This window comes from Nocardiopsis kunsanensis DSM 44524 (assembly GCF_000340965.1).
Lineage (GTDB): Bacteria > Actinomycetota > Actinomycetes > Streptosporangiales > Streptosporangiaceae > Nocardiopsis > Nocardiopsis kunsanensis.
Genome location: NZ_ANAY01000043.1, coordinates 27,993 through 46,767, shown reverse-complemented (window position 1 = coordinate 46,767; position 18,775 = coordinate 27,993). Strand labels below are relative to the sequence as shown.

The window sequence follows — 18,775 nt, the reverse complement described above, 5'->3', positions numbered from 1 at the left end:
GCATTGAACTCCCTCGTCTCATGTCTGGCTCCGGCACCCCTTGGAATTACTCATCTAGACCCGCCGGTGAGCATCTTCTCCACCGGGCGTTCAGGAGCCCTCATCGCTCAGGAGACCGCCCGGTGTCTGCACGAGCACGGTGTGGAGGCCGCGGTCACCGAAGCCGACTCCGGCGTAGGGGCACCGGTGCGCTGGCCCACCCGTGGCCTGATCGTCCTCTGCTGCGGCGGCCCGCGCCCGGAGCTGGAACACGCCCTGCACGATCAGGCCGCACGCGGAGGCGCACGCGGGCTGCCGGTGGTCCTCGAACATCCCCTCCTGCGGGTGGGGCCGATCGCCGAGGCCGGGGCCCCGTGCTCGCAGTGCCTGGAACGGCGCCGACGCCAACTGGCCAGGGACGGCAGGGTCGAGGACCTGTGGCGGGCCTTCCACGGAGCCGGTGGGAAACCCCGTGGGGTCCTCCCGCACGAGTTCGCGCTCGCGGCGGCCCTGGCCGTCGACGACGAGGGGGATCTCGACCGGTTGGCGGGGGCAGTACGCAGCGCACTCTCCGAACGGCGTGTGCTCCTGGTGATCGAGAACGTCGAGAACGAGGAGCAGATCCGGCCGCTCCTACCCGGTTACGAGGGCTGCGCGGCCATCATCACCGGCCGCAGCAGTCTTCTGGGTATCGCAGGAAGCACAAGGCTCCGGCTCCGCCCCCTGCGACCCAGCGCGGGCGTCGAGTACTTCACGGAACTCTGGACTGGCGAACCCGCGCGGGAGAAGGCGGTCCGGGAACTCGTCGACTACTGCGACGGGCTCCCGCTCGCACTCCGTATCTGTGCGCTCAGGGGCCGTGAACGGTTCACCCGGGTCGAGGACGTCCTGCAGGAACTGCGTTCGTCCACGAGCCCGCTCTCGCGGTTGCGGGCCGGCGACCTCGATGTCCGGGAGTGCCTCGAGTGGACGCTGGAACGCTGTGACATCGAGCAGCGCCTCCTCCTGACCCAGATCGCGGAACTGGACCAGGACACCTTCCGCTTCGACGACCTGCTCAGGGCCGTACCGGACGGAGTGAACCGGGTCGAGGCGGCTTCGGCCCTGGCATCCCTCGTGGAGATCTCCGCCCTGGACCGGGCGGAGGTCGACGGCGGCGATGGCTACAGGATGCGCAACCTCGTCCGCCAGTACCTGCTCGATGGTGACCGCACCGGACGGGACGCCGAATCGGTGGCGGGGACCTGAACAAGCAGCCGCTCGGGTCGGTCCGAAGGGTGCAGGCACACCCCGCCGATTCATGGCCGGAGCCCTTGCTGCGACCGGGCAGGGACCCTGTGCACGGTGGTGACGGTCAGCAGCGGGGCGAAGAGCAGCGTGGGGACCCGAGCACCGTGTCCGGATCGGGCCCACGCTCACCACCCCGTCGCCCGGCTCCCGTTCTGCCGCTCTCGTCCAGGCCCCGTTCCGAGCCGTCGGCGCGGGGCCCATGTCCGGTTGTGGCCACACGGACGCGGTGGAACCGTGATGAGGCGTCCCTACCGTTACAGGGATCTCGGGCGCGCGTCGGCTCCCGGGCCCACCCCCTGTGAGGAGAACTCCATGAGCACGGAATCCCCCTCCCGGAAGCGGCGTGCGCCTCTGGGCCGTGACTTCAACCGGTTCTGGGCCGGGAGCCTGTCCAGCAACCTGGCCGACGGCATCATGCTCTTGGCCCTGCCCATGCTGGCCGCGGCCCTGACCAACGACCCCGTGCTGGTGTCGGGGCTCATGGTGGCCCGATTCCTGCCGTGGCTGTTGGTGGGCCTGTTCGCCGGAGCGCTCGCCGACCGCCTGGACCGGGGCCGGGTACTGGTGGTGGCCAACCTCGTCCGAGCGGGCGCCCTGGTGGTTCTCGCGGCCCTGGTCACGGCGGGTATGGCGACGATCTGGACGCTGTACGCCGTGATGTTCGTGGTCATGGTGTGCGAGGTCTTCTACGACGTGGCCGGGCGGGCGATCCTGCCGGCCCTGGCTCCGCACGCCCTCGACCGGGCCAACAGCCGGCTGGTGGGCGGCAAGACGGTCACCGAGGACTTCGCGGGTGCACCGCTGGCGGGGTTCCTGTTCGTCGTCGCGGCCGCGCTGCCGATCGCGGTCAACGCCGGAGCATATTTCCTGGGTGCGCTGGTGCTGCTGGGTCTGCCGTTGGCGGTGCGGCGGCCCGACGCGGGTGCGCGGCCCGCCACGGAGCACGAGGGACCGTCCGACGCGGACGAGGGCGAGGACCGCCCGTCGATCATGGCCGACATCCGCGCGGGCCTGCGCTACCTGCTGGGACACCCCACCCTGCGCTCGGTCCTGCTGTTCAACGTCGTCCTCAACCTGGCCTCCGTAGCGCAGGGCGGGGTGCTGGTGCTCATCGTGCAGGAGCACTTCGGTGTGCCCGAGGCGTTCTACGGGGTGTTCCTGATGTCGGTTGCGGCCGGCGCACTGGTGGGGGCGATGCTGGCCGGCACCGCTGTCGAGCGGCTCGGACGGTTCCGCACCGAGCTGGTCTGCTTCAGCCTCATGACGGCGAGCTACTTCGCTTTCGGCCTGGCCCCGGGCGCCGTCACCGCCGCCCTGGCCTTCGGCACACTCGCGGTCGCCTCGACCGTCTCCAACATCGTCATGATCGGGGCGATCCAGCTCGTGGTGCCCGGGACCCACTTGGGACGGGTCATGTCGCTCGTGCAGATCACGGGCGCCGGCCTGGCCCCGGTCGGCGCGCTCCTGGGTGGTCTGCTCGGCCGGGTCGAGCTGTACTACGTGCCGATCGCCTCCGGCGTGGCCGTGCTCGCGGCCTTCCTGCCGACGATCCCCGCGATCCGGCGGCTGACCCGCCACGCCGACGACGTCGAACGCGGCACTGTGGACACCACCTGACCCACGGGCTGGGGGCGCAGAAAAAATCCGCGGCGGTGCCTTCACCACGGGAGGGGAGGGCGCCGAACACCGACGGGGCCGGGTGCACAGCGCCCGACCCCGTTCACCGTTCCGGTGCGGATCAGGAGGTGAGCTCGGGTTCCTCGGCCTTGCGGCGGGCGACCACGAGCCCGTCCTTGCCGTCGTCGACGTCGACGACGACCCCGTCGCCCTCGGTCAGTTCACCGGAGAGCAGCTCCTTGGCGAGCGGGTCACCGATGGCCGACTGCACCAGCCGGCGCAGCGGCCGGGCGCCGTAGTTGGGGTCGTAACCGGTCAGTGCCAGCCACTCGCGGGCAGCGTCGGTCACCTCCAGGGACAGGCGCCGGTCACCCAAGCGCTTGCCGAGCTTCTGGATCTGCAGGTCGACGATGTGGGTGAGGTCCGCGGTCGACAACGCCTCGAACATGAGCACGTCGTCGAGCCGGTTCAGGAACTCCGGCTTGAAGGTCGACCGCACCACGTCCATGACCCGGTCGCGCCGGGCGGACTCCTCCACGGACCGGTCCACGAGGAACTGCGATCCCAGGTTCGAGGTCAGGATCAGGATCGTGTTCCGGAAGTCCACGTGGCGGCCCTGGCCGTCGGTCAACCGCCCGTCGTCGAGCACCTGCAGCAGGGTGTCGAAGACCTCCAGGTGTGCCTTCTCCACCTCGTCGAGCAGCACGACGGTGTAGGGGCGGCGGCGCACCGCCTCGGTGAGCTGTCCGCCCTCCTCGTAGCCGACGTAACCGGGAGGGGCACCGACCAGACGCGAGACGGAGTGCTTCTCGGAGTACTCGCTCATGTCGATGCGCACGATGGCGCGCTCGTCGTCGAACAGGAACTCCGCCAGCGCCTTGGCCAGCTCGGTCTTGCCGACACCGGTCGGCCCCAGGAACAGGAACGAGCCGGTGGGCCGGTCGGGGTCGGAGATCCCGGCACGGGCCCGGCGCACCGCGTCCGAGACGGCGGTGACGGCCTCGCGCTGGCCGATCAGGCGGTGCCCGAGCTCGTCCTCCATCCGCAGCAGCTTGGAGGTCTCGCCCTCCATGAGCCGCCCGACGGGGATGCCGGTCCAGGAGGAGACGACGTCGGCGACCTCGTCGGCACCGACCTCCTCCTTGACCATGGTGTCGCCGTCGCGTTCGCTCACGGCCTCCTCGGCCCGGCTGGCCTCCTCGACCTGATCCTCCAGCTCGGGGATCTCCCCGTACATCAGACGGGAGGCCTCACCGAAATTGCCCTCGCGCTCGGCCAGCTCGGCACGGGTACGCAGATCGTCCAGGCGCCCCTTGAGCTCACCGACCCTGTTGAGGCCCTCCTTCTCCTGCTCCCACCGGGCGACCAACCCGTTGAGCCGCTCCTCCCTGTCGGCGAGGTCGGCGCGCAGCCGTTCCAGTCGCTGCACACTGGCCGGGTCCGACTCCTTGGCCAGCGCCATCTCCTCCATCTTCAGACGGTCGACGACGCGCTGGAGCTCGTCGATCTCCACGGGGCTGGAGTCGATCTCCATCCGCAGCCGCGAGGCCGCCTCGTCGATGAGGTCGATGGCCTTGTCCGGCAGGAACCGTGCGGTGATGTAACGGTCGGACAGGGTCGCTGCGGACACCAGGGCGGAGTCGGCGATCTGTACCTTGTGGTGCGCCTCGTAGCGTCCCTTGAGCCCGCGCAGGATCGCGATGGTGTCGGCGGAGGAGGGTTCGCCCACCATGACCTGCTGGAACCGGCGCTCCAGCGCGGCGTCCTTCTCGATCTTCTCCCGGTACTCGTTGAGTGTGGTCGCGCCGACCATGCGCAGCTCACCGCGGGCCAGCATGGGCTTGAGCATGTTGCCGGCGTCCATGGCACCCTCGGCGCCGCCGGCACCGACCATGGTGTGCAGCTCGTCGATGAAGGTGATGACCTGGCCCTCGGAGTCCTTGATCTCCTGCAGGACCGCCTTGAGCCGCTCCTCGAACTCACCCCGGTACTTGGCGCCCGCCACCATCGCGGACAGGTCCAGGCTCACCAGGCGCTTGCCGAGAAGCGACTGCGGCACGTCCCCAGCGACGATGCGCTGGGCCAGGCCTTCGACGACGGCGGTCTTGCCGACACCGGGTTCACCGATGAGCACCGGGTTGTTCTTCGTGCGGCGGCTGAGCACCTGCACGACGCGGCGGATCTCCCCGTCGCGTCCGATCACCGGGTCGACCTTGCCCTCGCGGGCGCGTTCGGTCAGGTCCACCCCGAACTTCTCCAGGGACTGGTAGGTGTCCTCGGGGTTCTCCGACGTCACCCGGCCCTTGCCGCGCACCTGCTCGAAGGCCTCCAGGAGCGAGTCGGGGGTGGCCCCGGCATCCTTCAACAGGCGGGAGGCCTCACCGCCGTCCGCGGCCAGACCCACCAACAGGTGCTCGGTGGAGACGTACTCGTCCTCCATCTGCTGGGCGCGCTGGGACGCGGTGTTGATGACGATGGTCAGCTGGCGCGAGGCACTGGGTGAACCCACCGTCGAGCCCTGGGCCTTGGGCAGTGCGGTCACGGCCGCGTCGGCCCGGTCCTTGAGGCCGTCGGGGTTGGCACCGACCTCCTTGAGCAGCGGGCGGGTGATCCCCTCGGCCTGTTCCAGCAGCGCGGCCAACAGGTGCACCGGTTCGGTCTGCGGGTTGCCGTCGGTGGTGGCGCGCTGGATCGCCGCAGACAGAGCCTCCTGGCTCTTCCGGGTGAGTTTGTAGTTCATGGGCGGGACTCCCTTCGCAAATAAGGTCACATGAGGTGATGAATCGCGGCCGACCGCGCCACATGACACCCATGGCGGAGACCTCTCCTGTCGGGGTCAGCCCCGGTCGTCCTCCGGGCGGTTCCCTCCAGGGCCGTCCGCCCCTTCGCCGCGGCCCGGTCCGTCCCCGGGTTGTTCGGCGGTGTTGAAGATGGTCACACGAGTACGGCGCACCAGTTCTCCCCGGGAAGTGCCGGGCTCCGGCCGCGGCGGACGCCCCCTGCGGGACACCGCGCGGCGCGCCGCCTCCAGTTCGTTGGCGAGGTGGAAGACGTGCTCGCGCAGCTCCTCCACCTCGCGTTCCAGCTCCAGGATCCGCTTGATCCCGGCCAGGTTGATGCCTTCCTCCTGCGACAGACGCGCCACCTGACGCAGCATCTGCACGTCACGCATGGAGTAGCGGCGGCCCCGGCCGGACGCACGGCCGGGCGAGACGATCCCCAGTCGGTCGTACTGCCGCAGTGTCTGCGGGTGCATCCCGGCCAACTCGGCCGCCACCGAGATCACATAGACCGGTGCGTCAGCACCGAAGGAAGGATCGTTCACGTCATTCACGCACCCTTCGCCCGCGATTCGAGCCCGTCCCGCGGGTCGTAGTCGGAGGTCGCGGCGCGGAACTTCTCGAGGGCCTCGCGCGCGTCCCCGTTGAGTGACTGCGGCACCTTGACCTCGAACGTGACGATCATGTCGCCGGGGGTGCCGTCCTTGCGGGTGGCGCCCTTGCCGCGGACCCGCAGCTTGCGCCCGTTCTGCGTACCCGGCGGGACCTTCACGGTCACCGGGAAGCCGTTGATGGTGGGCACCCGTACGTCCGCGCCCAGCGCGGCCTCCGGAACGGTGACGGGGACGGTGAGAGTGATGTTGTCGCCGCTCCGGCCGAACACCGCGTGCTCCTTCACATGAACGACGACGTAGAGATCACCGGCCGGGCCGCCGTTCTCACCCGGAGCGCCCTTGGCCTTGAGCCGGATCTTCTGCCCGTCGTACACGCCGCCGGGGATCCGTGTCTGGATCGTACGTGTGCTCTTGCCGCGACCGCTGCCGTTGCAGGTGAGGCAGGGATCGTCCACGACCAGTCCCCTGCCGCGGCACTCGTCGCACGGCTCCGAGAGGGAGAACCCCCCCAGGTTCTGGTTCGCGTGCCCGGTGCCCGAGCACTTCGGGCACATGCGCGGAGCGGTCCCGGCCTTGGCGCCGGTGCCCTTACAGGTGGCGCACGGCGCATCGCCGGCCAGCTGGAAGGAGCGTGTCGCCCCTTCCGCTGCCTCGCGGAAGCTCAGTGTCGTCTCGGTCTCGACGTCGGCGCCTCGTCGGCTACGTGTGGCGCTGCCGGTCCGGCTGCGGTTGCCGAACAGGCCCCCGAACAGGTCGCTGAGGCGTTCACCGCCACCACCGGTGCGGCTGCCCCCGGTCGAGGTGCCGAACAGGTCGCTCATGTCGAACCCGCCCGGCCCGGTGCCCCCGCCGCCGGGGCTGTAACTGCTGCCGAAGAGTGAACGCGCCTCGTCGTACTCCTTGCGGCGCTTCTCGTCCGACAGGACGTTGTAGGCCTCGGAGATCTCCTTGAAGCGTTCCGCGGCCTGAGGATCGTCGGCGTTGGCGTCGGGGTGGTTCTCCCTGGCCAGTTTGCGGTAGGACTGCTTGATCTCGTCCTTCGAGGCGGTCTTTGAGACTCCGAGGACCTTGTAGTAGTCCTTCTCCAGGTAGTCCTTGGTGCTCATCGACTAAAGCCTTCTCCCGCTGATGCCGGTTGCGTCCGATGGTTCCATGTCGCCCCCGTCCGCCACTCGGCCGGGGTCGGCCCCCGGCCGGGAAACACGGTGGAATCCCGGCCGGGAGACCTCATCTACTTGTTGTCGTCGGCTTCGTCGTCCCCGGAGCCGGAGGGGTTCTCACCCTCCGTGCCCGCGGATCCCTCTGCCTCGTCGCCCTCCGGGGCCTCTTCCTGAGGGTCGCCCACGACCACACGGGCCGGGCGCAGGACCTTCTCCCCGATGCGGTACCCGGGCTGGAACACCTCGATGATCGTCTGGACCGAGATGTTGGGGACCGGCACCAGTGTGAGTGCCTCGTGGACGTTCGGGTCGAACTCCTCGCCCTGCTCGGCGTACTTCTCCAGGCCGAGCTTGGCCGCGGTGGCCTCCAGGGACTCACCGACGGCCTTGAAGCCGCCCGTGAGCTCATCGTGCTCGCGGGCACGACCGATGTCGTCCAGGATGGGCAGGAGCTCCCCGACCACCTTGGCGGTGGCCGCCTCACGGACCGCCACCCGGTCGCGCTCGACGCGCTTGCGGTAGTTGGCGTACTCCGCCTGCACCCTCTTGATGTCGTTGGTGAGATCGACGACCCGTTCGTCCGCGTTGATCGCTTCCGAGACGAGGTCCTCGGGGGTGTCCGGGATCTCGGGCGCCTCTTCGGCGTCCTCCTCCGCGACGTACTCCCCTTCGGCCCCGGCCTCCTCGGACACCTGGTCCTCGGAGGTCTGTCCTGCGGTATCGGGCTCGCGGATCTCACCGGTCACCGGGTCGACCCTCCGGTTGTCCCGGATCACAGGACCCTCGGTCTCCTCACCGTTGTCGCCGGTTCCGGAGTTGTTCTTGTCGGACTGCGCCATCTGGGATCTGCCCTCCCTTTCTCGGCTCGACCCCGGATCAGGACTGGTTGCCCTTGCCGTTTTCCTCGTCGACGATCTCGGCGTCCACGACGTCGGCGTCCTCGTTGGCGGCACCCTGGGCACCGGCCTGGTCGGCACCGGCGGCGTCGCCGCCCTGCTCACCCTGGCTGTAGATGGCAGAGCCGATCTTCTGGCTGGCCAGAGCGACCTTCTCGCTGGCGGTGCGGATCGTCTCGGTGTCGGTGCCCTCCAGAGCGGTCTTCAACTCGGAGATGGCCGACTCGGTCTCCGAACGGACGTCGTCGGGGACCTTGTCCTCGTTCTCGGAGATGACCTTCTCGGTCTGGTGGACGAGCGACTCGGCGTTGTTGCGGACCTCGGCCTCCTCGCGGCGCTTGCGGTCCTCCTCCGCGTACTGCTCGGCCTCCTGGACCATCTTGTCGATGTCCTCCTTGGACATCGCCGAACCACCGGAGATGGTGACCGACTGCTCCTTGCCGGTGCCGAGGTCCTTCGCGGTGACGCTGACGATGCCGTTGGCGTCGATGTCGAAGGTGACCTCGATCTGCGGGACGCCGCGCGGCGCCGGCGGCAGACCGGAGAGGTCGAACACGCCCAGCTTCTTGTTGTACTGGGCGATCTCGCGCTCACCCTGGAAGACCTGGATCTGCACGGAGGGCTGGTTGTCCTCGGCGGTGCTGAAGATCTCGGAGCGCTTGGTGGGGATGGTGGTGTTGCGCTCGATGAGCTTGGTGAACACACCGCCCTTGGTCTCGATGCCCAGGGACAGCGGGGTGACGTCCAGCAGGAGGACGTCCTTGACCTCGCCCTTGAGCACACCGGCCTGCAGCGCGGCACCGATGGAGACGACCTCGTCGGGGTTGACGCCCTTGTTCGGCTCCTTGCCGGTCATCTCCTTGACCAGGTCGGCCACGGCCGGCATGCGGGTGGAGCCACCCACCATGACGACGTGCTCGATGTTGCTGAGCTGGATGCCGGCGTCCTTGATGACCTGCTGGAACGGGGCCTTGGTGCGCTCGACCAGGTCGGTGGTCAGACGCTGGAACTCGGCGCGGGTGAGCTTCTCGTCCAGGTGCAGCGGGCCCTCGGACGAAGCCGTGATGTAGGGCAGGTTGATCTGCGTCTCGCTGGAGCTGGAGAGCTCGATCTTGCTCTTCTCCGCGGCCTCGCGCAGACGCTGCAGGGCCATCTTGTCCTTGGACAGGTCGACGCCCTGGGCGTTCTTGAAGCGCTCGACCAGCCAGTCGACGATGGCCTGGTCCCAGTCGTCACCGCCGAGGAGGTTGTCGCCGTTGGTCGCCTTGACCTCGACCACACCGTCGCCGACCTCGAGGAGGGAGACGTCGAAGGTGCCGCCACCGAGGTCGTAGACCAGGATGGTGGCCTCGTCCTCCTTCTCCAGGTGGTAGGCGAGCGCGGCCGAGGTCGGCTCGTTGATGATGCGCAGGACGTTCAGGCCCGCGATCGTGCCGGCCTCCTTGGTGGCCTGGCGCTGGGCGTCGCTGAAGTAGGCCGGGACGGTGATGACCGCGTCGGTGACCTCTTCGCCCAGGTAGGACTCGGCGTCCCGCTTGAGCTTCTGCAGCACGAAGGCGCTGATCTGCTGCGGGTTGAAGTCCTTGTCGTCGATCTTGACGGACCAGTCGGTGCCGATGTGGCGCTTCACCGAGCGGATGGTCCGGTCGACGTTGGTGACGGCCTGGCGCTTGGCCACCTCACCCACGAGCACCTCGCCGTTCTTGGCGAAGGCGACGACGGACGGGGTGGTGCGCGAGCCCTCGGCGTTGGTGATGACCGTCGGCTCGCCGCCCTCCAGGACCGCGACACACGAGTTCGTCGTACCGAGGTCGATTCCGACCGCACGTGCCATGGTTGGCTCCTCCGTGAAAGTTGAGTCCTTCGGACGTAAGTTTGCTTCGCCGAGCAAGGGTTGTCAAATCAGTTGAGTCGGAGTGACTCAAGGTAGTTCCTGTGCCGTGACAACGGGCGGTCGGCCTGGATTGTTCCCGATCTGTGCTGTGCCGCGGCGGAAGGAGGCAAAAGCCCGGGGCAACCCCGGGACAACCTCGGGTCCGGTCTCGGGGTCGAGTCCGGGAGAGGCCAGGGGACCCCGTGGCCGCAGGCGGCCGGCGACGCCGCCGGCCGCGGTGCGGAGGGGCGGGAGCGGCGTGCACGCGGTGCGGAGCTCGTGGATCGGGCCCAGTGTGGGCGTCCCGGGTCCGGTGCGCGCGCTGCCGGAGGAGTGTCATGGAGCCGCTCCGGTGGGCCCGCGTGATTCTGTGGCGCGGATGCTGACTAACGTTGGCGCGCAGCGAGTGCGGTTCGGTTTCCGCGGCCGGGTCGGAGAACGGGCGGCGCGGGAGAGGGTCCGTTGACAGCCCCGCTATTACTCGCTAGTAACATGGATTCCGGCCTCCGGTGTGTGGCGCACCGGTTGACGACAGCAGGATGGGAGGCCACGGACGATGCAGCCTCTGTACTTGACATTGGGCATCATCACCTCGGTCTTCGCCGTGGTCGCGCTCGCCGCGTTCGTTCTGGCAATCCGCCAGATCGTGCGCACCGTGGGCATCGGCCGTCCGGTGGAGCCGGAGCGCAAGGGACCGTTCGGACAACGGTTGACGACCACGCTCATCGAGACCATCGGTCACACGCGGATGCTCAAGCGCCCGTGGATCGGCATCGCGCACTGGTTCGTCATGGTCTCGTTCCCGCTTCTCGTCCTGACTGTGGTCGAGGCGCAGGGCGAGGTCTTCGACCCGCACTTCTCGCTGCCGGTCATCCACGACTGGACGATCTACGGCCTGGCCATCGAGATCATCGCCGGCGCCAGCCTCGTCGGCATCCTCGGTTTGACCGCGTACCGGCTCATCAACAGCCCCGCGCGGCGCGGCCGCAAGTCCCGCTTCATGCACTCGAAGCACTGGACCGGCTACTACGTCGAGGCCTACATCATCGGCCTCCTCGTCTCGGTCTTCGTGATCCGCGGTTTCAAGGCCGCCTCCGAGACCTTCCCGTTCCCGGTCTGGGCGACCCCGGTCTCGCACGCCTTCGGCGCCGTGCTGCCCGGCGAGATGTCGATCGCCGAGCCCGGTATCGCGGCCGTGGCCGCCTTCAAGCTGATCATCAGCTACATGTTCTTCGTGGTCCTGGCCCTGAAGCTGACCATGGGTGTGGGCTGGCACCGTTTCCTCGCCCCGGTCAACATCTACTTCAAGCGCAACCAGGACGGCAGTCCGGCCCACGGCGGCGCCAAGCAGATGATGGACGCCTCCGGCCAGAAGCCCCTCGACTTCGAGGAGGCCGACCCCGACGAGGACCCGTTCGGTGCGGGCAAGATCGAGGACTTCACCTGGAAGGGCCTGCTCGACTTCAGCAGCTGCACCGAGTGCGGACGCTGCCAGGACCAGTGCCCCGCCTGGAACACCGGCAAGCCGCTCTCCCCGAAGAAGGTCATCCTCGACCTCCAGCAGCACGCCTACGAGAAGGCCCCGTACCTGCTCCAGGGCATCACCGAGGAGACCCTCGCCGAACAGCCCGACGAGAGCCACTCCGGGGTCGACGTCCTCTCCCTCCTCAACAAGCCGCTCGTGGGCACCGAGGAGGAAGGCGGTGTCATCCACCCCGACGAGCTCTGGGCCTGCACCAACTGTGGTGCGTGTGTCGAGCAGTGCCCGGTCGACATCGAGCACATCGACCACATTCTCGACATGCGCCGTTACCAGGTCATGGTCGAGTCCAACTTCCCCTCCGAGGCCAACACGCTCCTGAAGAACCTGGAGAACAAGGCCAACCCGTGGGGGATGGCCGAGGAACGGCGCATGGACTGGGTCCAGGAGCTGGCCGAGCAGGAGGACCCGGTCGAGGTCACGGTCGTCGACGAGAAGATGCCCGAGGACACCGAGTACCTGTTCTGGGTCGGCTGTGCCGGGGCCCTCGAGGACCGCGCGAAGAAGACCACCAAGGCGATTGCGGAACTCCTCGACATCGCGGGCGTGAAGTTCGCGGTCATGGGCGGCATGGAGGCGTGCACCGGTGATCCGGCCCGCCGCCTCGGTATGGAGTACGTCTTCCAGATGCTCGCGCAGCAGAACGTGGAGACGCTCAACGACGCCGGGGTCACCAAGATCGTGGCCAGCTGCCCGCACTGCTTCAACACACTCGCCAACGAGTACCCCGACCTCGGCGGTACGTACGAGGTCATCCACCACAGCCAGCTCCTCGCCAAGCTCGTGGACGAGGGCAAGCTGACCCCGGTGGACTCCGTCGAGGAGAACATCACCTACCACGACCCCTGCTTCCTGGGTCGACACAACAAGGTGTACACGCCTCCGCGCGACATCATGGCGAAGGTCCCCGGCGTCAAGACGCAGGAGATGCACCGCCACAAGGAACGCGGCTTCTGCTGCGGCGCCGGCGGCGCCCGCATGTGGATGGAGGAGCGGATCGGCAAGCGCATCAACACCGAGCGGGTGGACGAGGCGCTGACCACCAACCCCGACACCGTCTCCACCGCCTGCCCGTTCTGCCAGGTGATGCTCGGCGACGCGATCAACGAGAAGAAGTCCGCGGGCGAGGCCGCGGAGTCGCTCGAGGTCGTGGACGTGTCCCAGCTGCTGCTGCGCTCGGTCAAGGGTGAGGACCCGGCCGCGGGCGGCGGCGAGAAGGAGACCGCCGAAGCCTGACGCGTGCGCTCGCGCAGCCGCCCGCACGGCCGCGTGAGCGGCAGGCCCCAGGGGCCGGGCACCGCATTCTTGCCGGTGCCCGGCCCCTTCGTCGTGCGCGGGGCGGTGGTGTCAGTCGAAGAGGTCGTCGACGTGTCGGGCTGTGGCGGAGCGAATGATCCAGGTGCGCAGGGTGTCGAGGTCGTTGCAGGTTTCGATGCGTTGCCTGGCTGCGCCGGTGAGGGGGATGCCGCGCTCGGTGAGCAGGCTCAGGACGGAACGGACGGCCTCTTCCTCCCGGCCCTCCTCCCGGCCTTCCTCCCGGCCGAGACCGACGTACTTCCGGGCGAAGTCGCTCTGCCACTCGTAGGTACCCACGGCCATCAGGTCCTCCAGGTTCTTCCGCGCGGCCTCGCACAGGCCGCCAAGGACATAGTCATAGTAAAACGCACGGCGGTCGGAGCAGACGCTGTCCAGCGCCTCGGTCAGGGCCGTGAGGCTCCGAGGCCCGTGGTCACCGTGGGCACGGGCGGAAAGGACGGCCAGCTCCGGAAGCGCGCGTGCCTTTTCGGGATCGACCACGGTCGGCGTGTTGCTCGGGCCCACGACCAAGGGGGTGACGACGTCACCCGTGTTGCCCAAGTGGATGGGGCCCGAGTACCGATCCGCGAGCTGGTCGCTCGGGCACAGCACCAGCACTACGGAGGGACACTTCAACTGGCAGCGGGCCGTGGTCAGGTACACGGGCCAGGTCCAGAGTTTTTCGGGATCCCACTTCATCTGTTGTTCCACGACCACGCCGAGTACCTTGTCTGCGCCGTTGCGCAGCAGGACGGTCCCGTCCCCGGTGTAGACCCGGGGTTTGCTGTCGGTGAATTCCGAGGAGCTCAGAAGGGCCTCGGTGTAGTCCGGGAGTTGGTACCCCACTGCTTCACGGAGAAGCGTGACGACGGTTTCCGGCTCGTTCCGGAACACCTTCAACGGCATTTCGTGGTTTTCGCTCGGCATGGAATCCTTTTCGGCCGGGGACTCGCGGCGGAACAGGGGAGATCGGCCTGCATCCCTCGTGAGGGCACACGGATGTGCGAGGTGTTCCGTTGCCGAGTCACTGCTCGTTCACCTGCATATTCAGAGTAGCGGTGGAAGTACCGATGCGTGCGGATTCTCCGAGATCCCCTTTCAGCGGGGATCTGTTTCGGGAGAGTATGCCAGTTTCCCTTTTCTGTGTCCGGAGGGGAGGGAGGGTTCCGGGGCCGTCTGTTCGGGGTCGGAGGTGACATCTGTCATGGGTCGCGCCGGGTGAACACCATGCCGAGCCGATGACAGCGGTGTCTACCGCCAGGAGCCGCACTCGGCGATGCTGGAACCATGACGACGACGAACTCCCTTCCGGACACCGGAGCCCCCCGGGCCACCGCACCCGAACCGGCGGTGGTCGTGCAGGATCTGCACCAGAAGTACGGCGACTTCGAGGTGGTCAAGGGCATCTCCTTCGAGATCCGCCCCGGTGAGCTCTTCGGTCTCCTCGGAACGAACGGCGCAGGCAAGACCACCACGATCGAAACCTTGGAAGGTTTCCGGCGGCCGAGCTCGGGCAGCGTGCGGGTCTTCGGCCGGGACCCCTACGGCAACCCACCGGGAGTGCGTGAGCGCGTCAACGCTGTTCTGCAGGGCAGCGGCCTCATGGAGGACCTGACCGTCCAGGAGACCGTCACCCTCGCACGCGACCTGGCCTCCACACCGAGGACCTGCGAGGAGACCCTGGAACTGGTCGGGCTCACAGAGAAGACCAAGACCTACGTCCGCCAGCTCTCCGGTGGCCAGAAACGCCGTCTCGACCTGGGCCTGGCGCTGCTGACCCGTCCCGAGGTGATCTACCTCGACGAGCCCACCACCGGCATGGACGCCGAGGGCCGTATCGACACCTGGCGCATCATCCAGCAGCTCAAGGACGAGGGGACGGCCGTTCTGCTGACCACCCACTACCTCGAGGAGGCCGAGCGCCTCGCCGACCGGCTCGCGATCATGCACCGGGGCCGGGTCGGGGTGGAGGGCTCCCTCCAGCAGGTCCTGGCCGGGTGGGGCGACCGCATCGGGTTCACACTCCCCGCTGATGTGCCCACCTCCGACCTGCCCCGTCTCGAAGGCGCCGAACTCGAGGTCGAGAACGGCGACCGGCAACTGCGGGCCACCTACACCGTCAAGGACGGTGACGTCGAGGAGCGCGCCCACCACACCGTCGCGGCCCTCCTCACCTGGGCAGGGGAGCACGGAACGCTCCTGCGCAACCTCCAGGTGCGCGGTGCCTCCCTCGAGGACGTCTTCCTCCAGGTCGCCGACGGCGCCGCCGATTTCATGAGTGACTGACCGAACCCGCACCCGAATCGCCCACCGGACCACAGGAGCCACCATGTCCGCGACCACCGCACCCGCGCCACCGACCCGCCCCCGGGTGAGCCCCCTCAAGCAGACCCTGCGCCTGACCCGAACCGAGATCACCCTCTTCGCGCGCTACAAGACGGCGTGGATGTACCTGGCGCTGCCGCTGTTCTTCGCCTTCCTCTCCATGCAGTTCCCCAGCGACCCCGTCGTCGCGGGTCTGGGCGTGGGCGAGCTGATGATGCTCAGCATGACCGGTGTCATCAGCCTCATCATCGGCCTCGGCCACGCCTCGAACGTGTTCACTGCCCGACGCGAGTCCCTGGTCCTCAAACGGCTGCGGGTCAGCGGGGTGCCGGGTGTGGCGCTCTTCGGCGGGGTCATCGGGGTCGTGTTCACCTTCTCCCTGCTCCTGGCGGCCGTCGTCATCGGCCTGGTCATGGCCATGCCGGAAGGAGGGTTCCCACGTGACCCGGTCATGCTGGTCACCGCGATCCTGCTCGGCAGCATCGTCTTCTCGCTCATGGGGGTGGCCGTCACCCCGCTGGTGCGCAACGCCGAGATGGCACAGATGGCCGCCATGGTCCCGATGATGGTCCTGCTGTTCGCCAGCGGCGGCATCCTGCCCCTGGAGTTCCTGCCCGAGACCGCCCGTACGATCGTGGGTCTGCTGCCCGCTCTCCCCGCCGGTGAACTCGTCCAGGCCGCCTACTCCGGCTACGACGTCTTCGGTGGTCCCGAGGGCGCCACGGAGCAGAGCGTGCTCGGACTGTGGGGCGCGGCCCTGCCCTCCCTGGCCGTCCTCGTGGGCTGGATCGCCGTACTGAGCCTGGTCGTGGCACGCTTCTTCCGGTGGGATCCCCGACAGGGATGAACCCCGTAGGCCGGCGACGGGAGGAACACGGGTGGCACGGGACCGACGCGACCTCACGGGGGTCGTCACCGAACGCCGCAAGGTCCGCAAGCTCCACTTCGTGCGCGTGGTCATCGTCCTCTCGTCGTGCGTGCTGGTCCTGCCACTGGTGATGTCGACGGTGGTGGGCATGCTGGCGGGCCCGCCCGAGCGCCGCTGGATCGCGGCGGTGCTGGTCGGGGCGGCCCTGCTCGCGTCGTTCCTGCTGTTGTGGATGCTCTTCGGGCGGGTCCGTCTGGGGCAGCCCCGCCAGGCCTCCCCGTGGGCCTACTGGGGCGCGACGGCTCTGGTGGCGGTGGTGGTGTCCATGTCGATGACCCCGCTCTTCGGTATCTTCGTCCTGGGCGGTTGGGTCGGCATCGCGGCCTTCATCGGTCCCCGCTCGAGGGGGTGGTTCCTGCTCGCGGGGAGCATCGCGCTGTGCGCCGTACTCTCGGTACAGGCCTTGCAGGAGGTCACCCCGATCGCTCTCGCGTCCGTGTGGGCCGGCGCGGTGCTGTGGTCGTTGTTCCTGGCGGGGGCGGTACTCATCTACGTCCGGCTCTGGGACGTGACCAACGAAGCACTCCTCGAACAGCGCGCCCGCGCCCGCCTGGCGGTGTCGGAGGAACGGTTGCGTTTCTCCCGGGACATGCACGACCTGCTCGGGCACAGCCTCTCCGCGCTCGTGGTCAAGTCCGAACTCGCCGAACAGGTCCTGGAACGCGACCCGGCCCTCGCGGCGGACGAGATGGCTCAGGTCCAGGGGCTGGCACGCCGATCGTTGCAGCAGGTGCGGTCGGCGGTGCGCGGATACCGCGAGATCGACCTGGCCGATGAGGTCGAGGCCGTGCGTACGGCGTTGGCAGCCAACGGAACCCGCACCGAGGTCAGCGGGGTCCCGGAGAGCGGCCTGCCCACCGGTACGGCGGTGTCGGCGGCGCGGGTGGTGCGTGAGGGCGGGAGCAACGTGCTGCGCCACAGCGACGCGGCAGAATGCCGCATCACCTTCAGCCGTGTCGGAGGGGAAGGGGGCGATGCACTCGTCGTGGAGGTCGCCAACGACCGTGCACGGGGCGGCCGTGTCCAACGCAACGGCAGTGGCCTGACGGGGCTGGCCGAACGGCTCGTGGCGTCCGGAGGGTCGTTGACGGCCGAGCCCACCCCGGACGGCGGGTTCCTGCTGCGGGCCACCGTCCCCTGGTCCACGGAAGGACCGGACCGGCCCGTCGTGAGTGGGGAGGCTCCGTGAACGAGATCGGCGAAGGCGCCGAGGGCGGGAACGCAGGCTCCCCGCACGGGAACGGGGGAGCAGGGGACGGGGAGAGCGCGGTCCCGGCCGACCGCCGCCTGCGCAGCATGCGTGTCATGACCGTGTGGTCGGTCGTCGTCCTCCAGGTGACCATCGTCCTCCTCGGGATCCCGGACTCGGTCCTCCACGTGGCGGGGGCCCCGTGGCGCACGTCCGTGGCCTTCGTACTGCTCCTGCCGATGGCCGTGTCGACGTACCCGCTGTGCATGGCGAGGCTGGAACGCAGAGAAACCCCTTCTCCATGGTGGTACTGGGGGTCCCTGGGCTGCCTGGTGGTGATGACCGCGATCACCGTCTCACCGAGCCTGCCCATGTACATGACCGCGCTCTGGGGCGCCACGTGTGCGTTCTTGGTACCGATACGGCAGGCGGTACCGACCGTCCTGCTCGCGGCGGCCCTGCCCTGGGCCGGGCTCCTCACCGTCCCCGACCCTCCCCACCTCGTGCCTTTCTCGGTGGCCTGGGTGGGCGCCCTGCTCTTCGGCGGTGTGGTCATCGCCGGCTGGCTCATGGAGCTCTGGCTGTGGCAGACCGTCCACGAGGTCGTGTACGGAGAGGATGCGCGGTCGCGGCTCGCGGTCACCGATGAGCGGCTCCGGTTCGCCCGGGACATGCACGACCTGCTCGGCCACAGCCTCTCCGCGTTGGCGACCAAGTCCGAACTCGCCTCCCGTCTGGCCGAACGGGCCCCCGAACGCGCGGCCGTGGAGATCGCGGAGGTGCGGGCCCTGGCCCGGGAATCGCTCGCCCAGGTGCGTTCGGCGGTGCGCGGTTACCGAGAGGTCGACCTGGCCGAGGAGACCGAGAACGTACGCGGGGTGCTGGCGGCCGGCGGGATCCGTGTCCTGGTCGACGGCCTCGACCGGGTCACCCCCTCGCGCGAGGCCGCGGAGTTGGCGGCGTGGGTGGTGCGCGAGGGCGGGACCAACGTGCTGCGCCACAGTGATGCGACCGAGTGCCGCATCACCTTCACGTGGGCGCGCGACACCATGGTCGGTCCGGGCACGCTGGTCGTGGAGGTCGCCAACGACCGTGCCTGCCCGGGCACCGGTACGGGGGCACCGCCCGGCAGCGGGCTGGCCGGTCTGCGTGAGCGCGTCTTCCTGGTCGGGGGGAGCCTGTCGGCCTCCCCCACCCGGGACGGCGGGTTCCTGCTGCGCGCGGTCGTGCCCGGCTGAGACGGGCGGCCGATGATTCCCGGCCCGGCGGATCCGTGGGGCACGCCGGG

At 68.8% G+C, this 18,775-nt stretch carries 13 protein-coding genes; 7 read left to right on the top strand and 6 right to left on the bottom strand.

Annotation, left to right across the window (positions count from 1 at the left end; all coding sequences use genetic code 11):
* The first annotated feature begins 66 nt into the window (after positions 1-66).
* Both D456_RS0121270 and D456_RS0121265 read left to right on the top strand, forming a co-directional pair.
* Positions 67-1,227 (top strand): NB-ARC domain-containing protein, encoded by a 1,161-nt coding sequence (locus tag D456_RS0121270; protein ID WP_017578195.1) that lies wholly within the window; start codon positions 67-69, stop codon positions 1,225-1,227.
* A 354-nt stretch (positions 1,228-1,581) separates the two neighbouring features.
* Positions 1,582-2,886, top strand: a complete 1,305-nt coding sequence (locus D456_RS0121265; protein WP_017578194.1) for an MFS transporter — start codon at positions 1,582-1,584, stop codon at positions 2,884-2,886.
* Between the two features lie 121 nt (positions 2,887-3,007).
* Here the strand turns inward: D456_RS0121265 and clpB are convergent, their stop codons facing one another.
* From clpB to dnaK, 5 genes are all read right to left on the bottom strand, one after another.
* The gene (gene clpB / locus D456_RS0121260; protein ID WP_017578193.1) at positions 3,008-5,626 is read right to left on the bottom strand and encodes an ATP-dependent chaperone ClpB; all 2,619 of its coding nucleotides are present in this window, start codon (positions 5,624-5,626) and stop codon (positions 3,008-3,010) included.
* A gap of 96 nt (positions 5,627-5,722) precedes the next feature.
* Positions 5,723-6,220, bottom strand: coding sequence for a heat shock protein transcriptional repressor HspR (locus D456_RS0121255; protein WP_017578192.1), 498 nt, complete (start codon positions 6,218-6,220; stop codon positions 5,723-5,725).
* A complete protein-coding gene (dnaJ, locus tag D456_RS0121250; protein ID WP_017578191.1) occupies positions 6,217-7,386 on the bottom strand; it encodes a molecular chaperone DnaJ in 1,170 nt (389 codons plus the stop codon). Before dnaJ ends, D456_RS0121255 begins: the two co-directional genes overlap by 4 nt.
* Positions 7,387-7,511: 125 nt before the next feature.
* The gene (gene grpE / locus D456_RS0121245; protein ID WP_017578190.1) at positions 7,512-8,279 is read right to left on the bottom strand and encodes a nucleotide exchange factor GrpE; all 768 of its coding nucleotides are present in this window, start codon (positions 8,277-8,279) and stop codon (positions 7,512-7,514) included.
* A gap of 37 nt (positions 8,280-8,316) precedes the next feature.
* Positions 8,317-10,170 (bottom strand): molecular chaperone DnaK, encoded by a 1,854-nt coding sequence (gene dnaK, locus D456_RS0121240; RefSeq protein ID WP_017578189.1) that lies wholly within the window; start codon positions 10,168-10,170, stop codon positions 8,317-8,319.
* A 595-nt stretch (positions 10,171-10,765) separates the two neighbouring features.
* Here dnaK and D456_RS0121235 point away from each other — a divergent pair.
* Complete coding sequence (locus D456_RS0121235; RefSeq protein WP_017578188.1) at positions 10,766-12,985, top strand: (Fe-S)-binding protein; 2,220 nt, start codon at positions 10,766-10,768, stop codon at positions 12,983-12,985.
* Between the two features lie 111 nt (positions 12,986-13,096).
* Here D456_RS0121235 and D456_RS0121230 read toward each other — a convergent pair whose 3' ends face one another.
* Positions 13,097-13,972, bottom strand: coding sequence for a hypothetical protein (locus tag D456_RS0121230; RefSeq protein ID WP_026116091.1), 876 nt, complete (start codon positions 13,970-13,972; stop codon positions 13,097-13,099).
* Positions 13,973-14,332: 360 nt separating this feature from the next.
* Here D456_RS0121230 and D456_RS0121225 point away from each other — a divergent pair, with 360 nt between their 5' ends.
* The 4 genes from D456_RS0121225 to D456_RS0121210 are packed head-to-tail and all read left to right on the top strand — an operon-like array spanning position 14,333 to position 18,725.
* Positions 14,333-15,331, top strand: coding sequence for an ABC transporter ATP-binding protein (locus D456_RS0121225; RefSeq protein ID WP_017578186.1), 999 nt, complete (start codon positions 14,333-14,335; stop codon positions 15,329-15,331).
* Positions 15,332-15,374: 43 nt separating this feature from the next.
* Entirely contained in the window at positions 15,375-16,217 is an 843-nt protein-coding gene (locus D456_RS0121220; protein WP_017578185.1) for an ABC transporter permease, read from the top strand.
* 31 nt (positions 16,218-16,248) lie between these two features.
* Complete coding sequence (locus D456_RS0121215) at positions 16,249-17,487, top strand: sensor histidine kinase (protein WP_017578184.1); 1,239 nt, start codon at positions 16,249-16,251, stop codon at positions 17,485-17,487.
* On the top strand, positions 17,484-18,725 hold the full coding sequence (locus D456_RS0121210; protein ID WP_017578183.1) for a sensor histidine kinase: 1,242 nt from the start codon (positions 17,484-17,486) through the stop codon (positions 18,723-18,725). Before D456_RS0121215 ends, D456_RS0121210 begins: the two co-directional genes overlap by 4 nt.
* The last annotated feature ends 50 nt before the right edge of the window (positions 18,726-18,775 follow it).

Coding starts and splice junctions, on each gene's coding strand:
- D456_RS0121265 (WP_017578194.1), top strand. CDS start 1,582: ATGAGCACGGAATCCCCCTCCCGGAAGCGGCGTGCGCCTCTGGGCCGT.
- clpB (WP_017578193.1), bottom strand. CDS start 5,626: ATGAACTACAAACTCACCCGGAAGAGCCAGGAGGCTCTGTCTGCGGCG.
- dnaJ (WP_017578191.1), bottom strand. CDS start 7,386: ATGAGCACCAAGGACTACCTGGAGAAGGACTACTACAAGGTCCTCGGA.
- grpE (WP_017578190.1), bottom strand. CDS start 8,279: ATGGCGCAGTCCGACAAGAACAACTCCGGAACCGGCGACAACGGTGAG.
- dnaK (WP_017578189.1), bottom strand. CDS start 10,170: ATGGCACGTGCGGTCGGAATCGACCTCGGTACGACGAACTCGTGTGTC.
- D456_RS0121235 (WP_017578188.1), top strand. CDS start 10,766: ATGCAGCCTCTGTACTTGACATTGGGCATCATCACCTCGGTCTTCGCC.
- D456_RS0121230 (WP_026116091.1), bottom strand. CDS start 13,972: ATGCCGAGCGAAAACCACGAAATGCCGTTGAAGGTGTTCCGGAACGAG.
- D456_RS0121225 (WP_017578186.1), top strand. CDS start 14,333: ATGACGACGACGAACTCCCTTCCGGACACCGGAGCCCCCCGGGCCACC.
- D456_RS0121220 (WP_017578185.1), top strand. CDS start 15,375: ATGTCCGCGACCACCGCACCCGCGCCACCGACCCGCCCCCGGGTGAGC.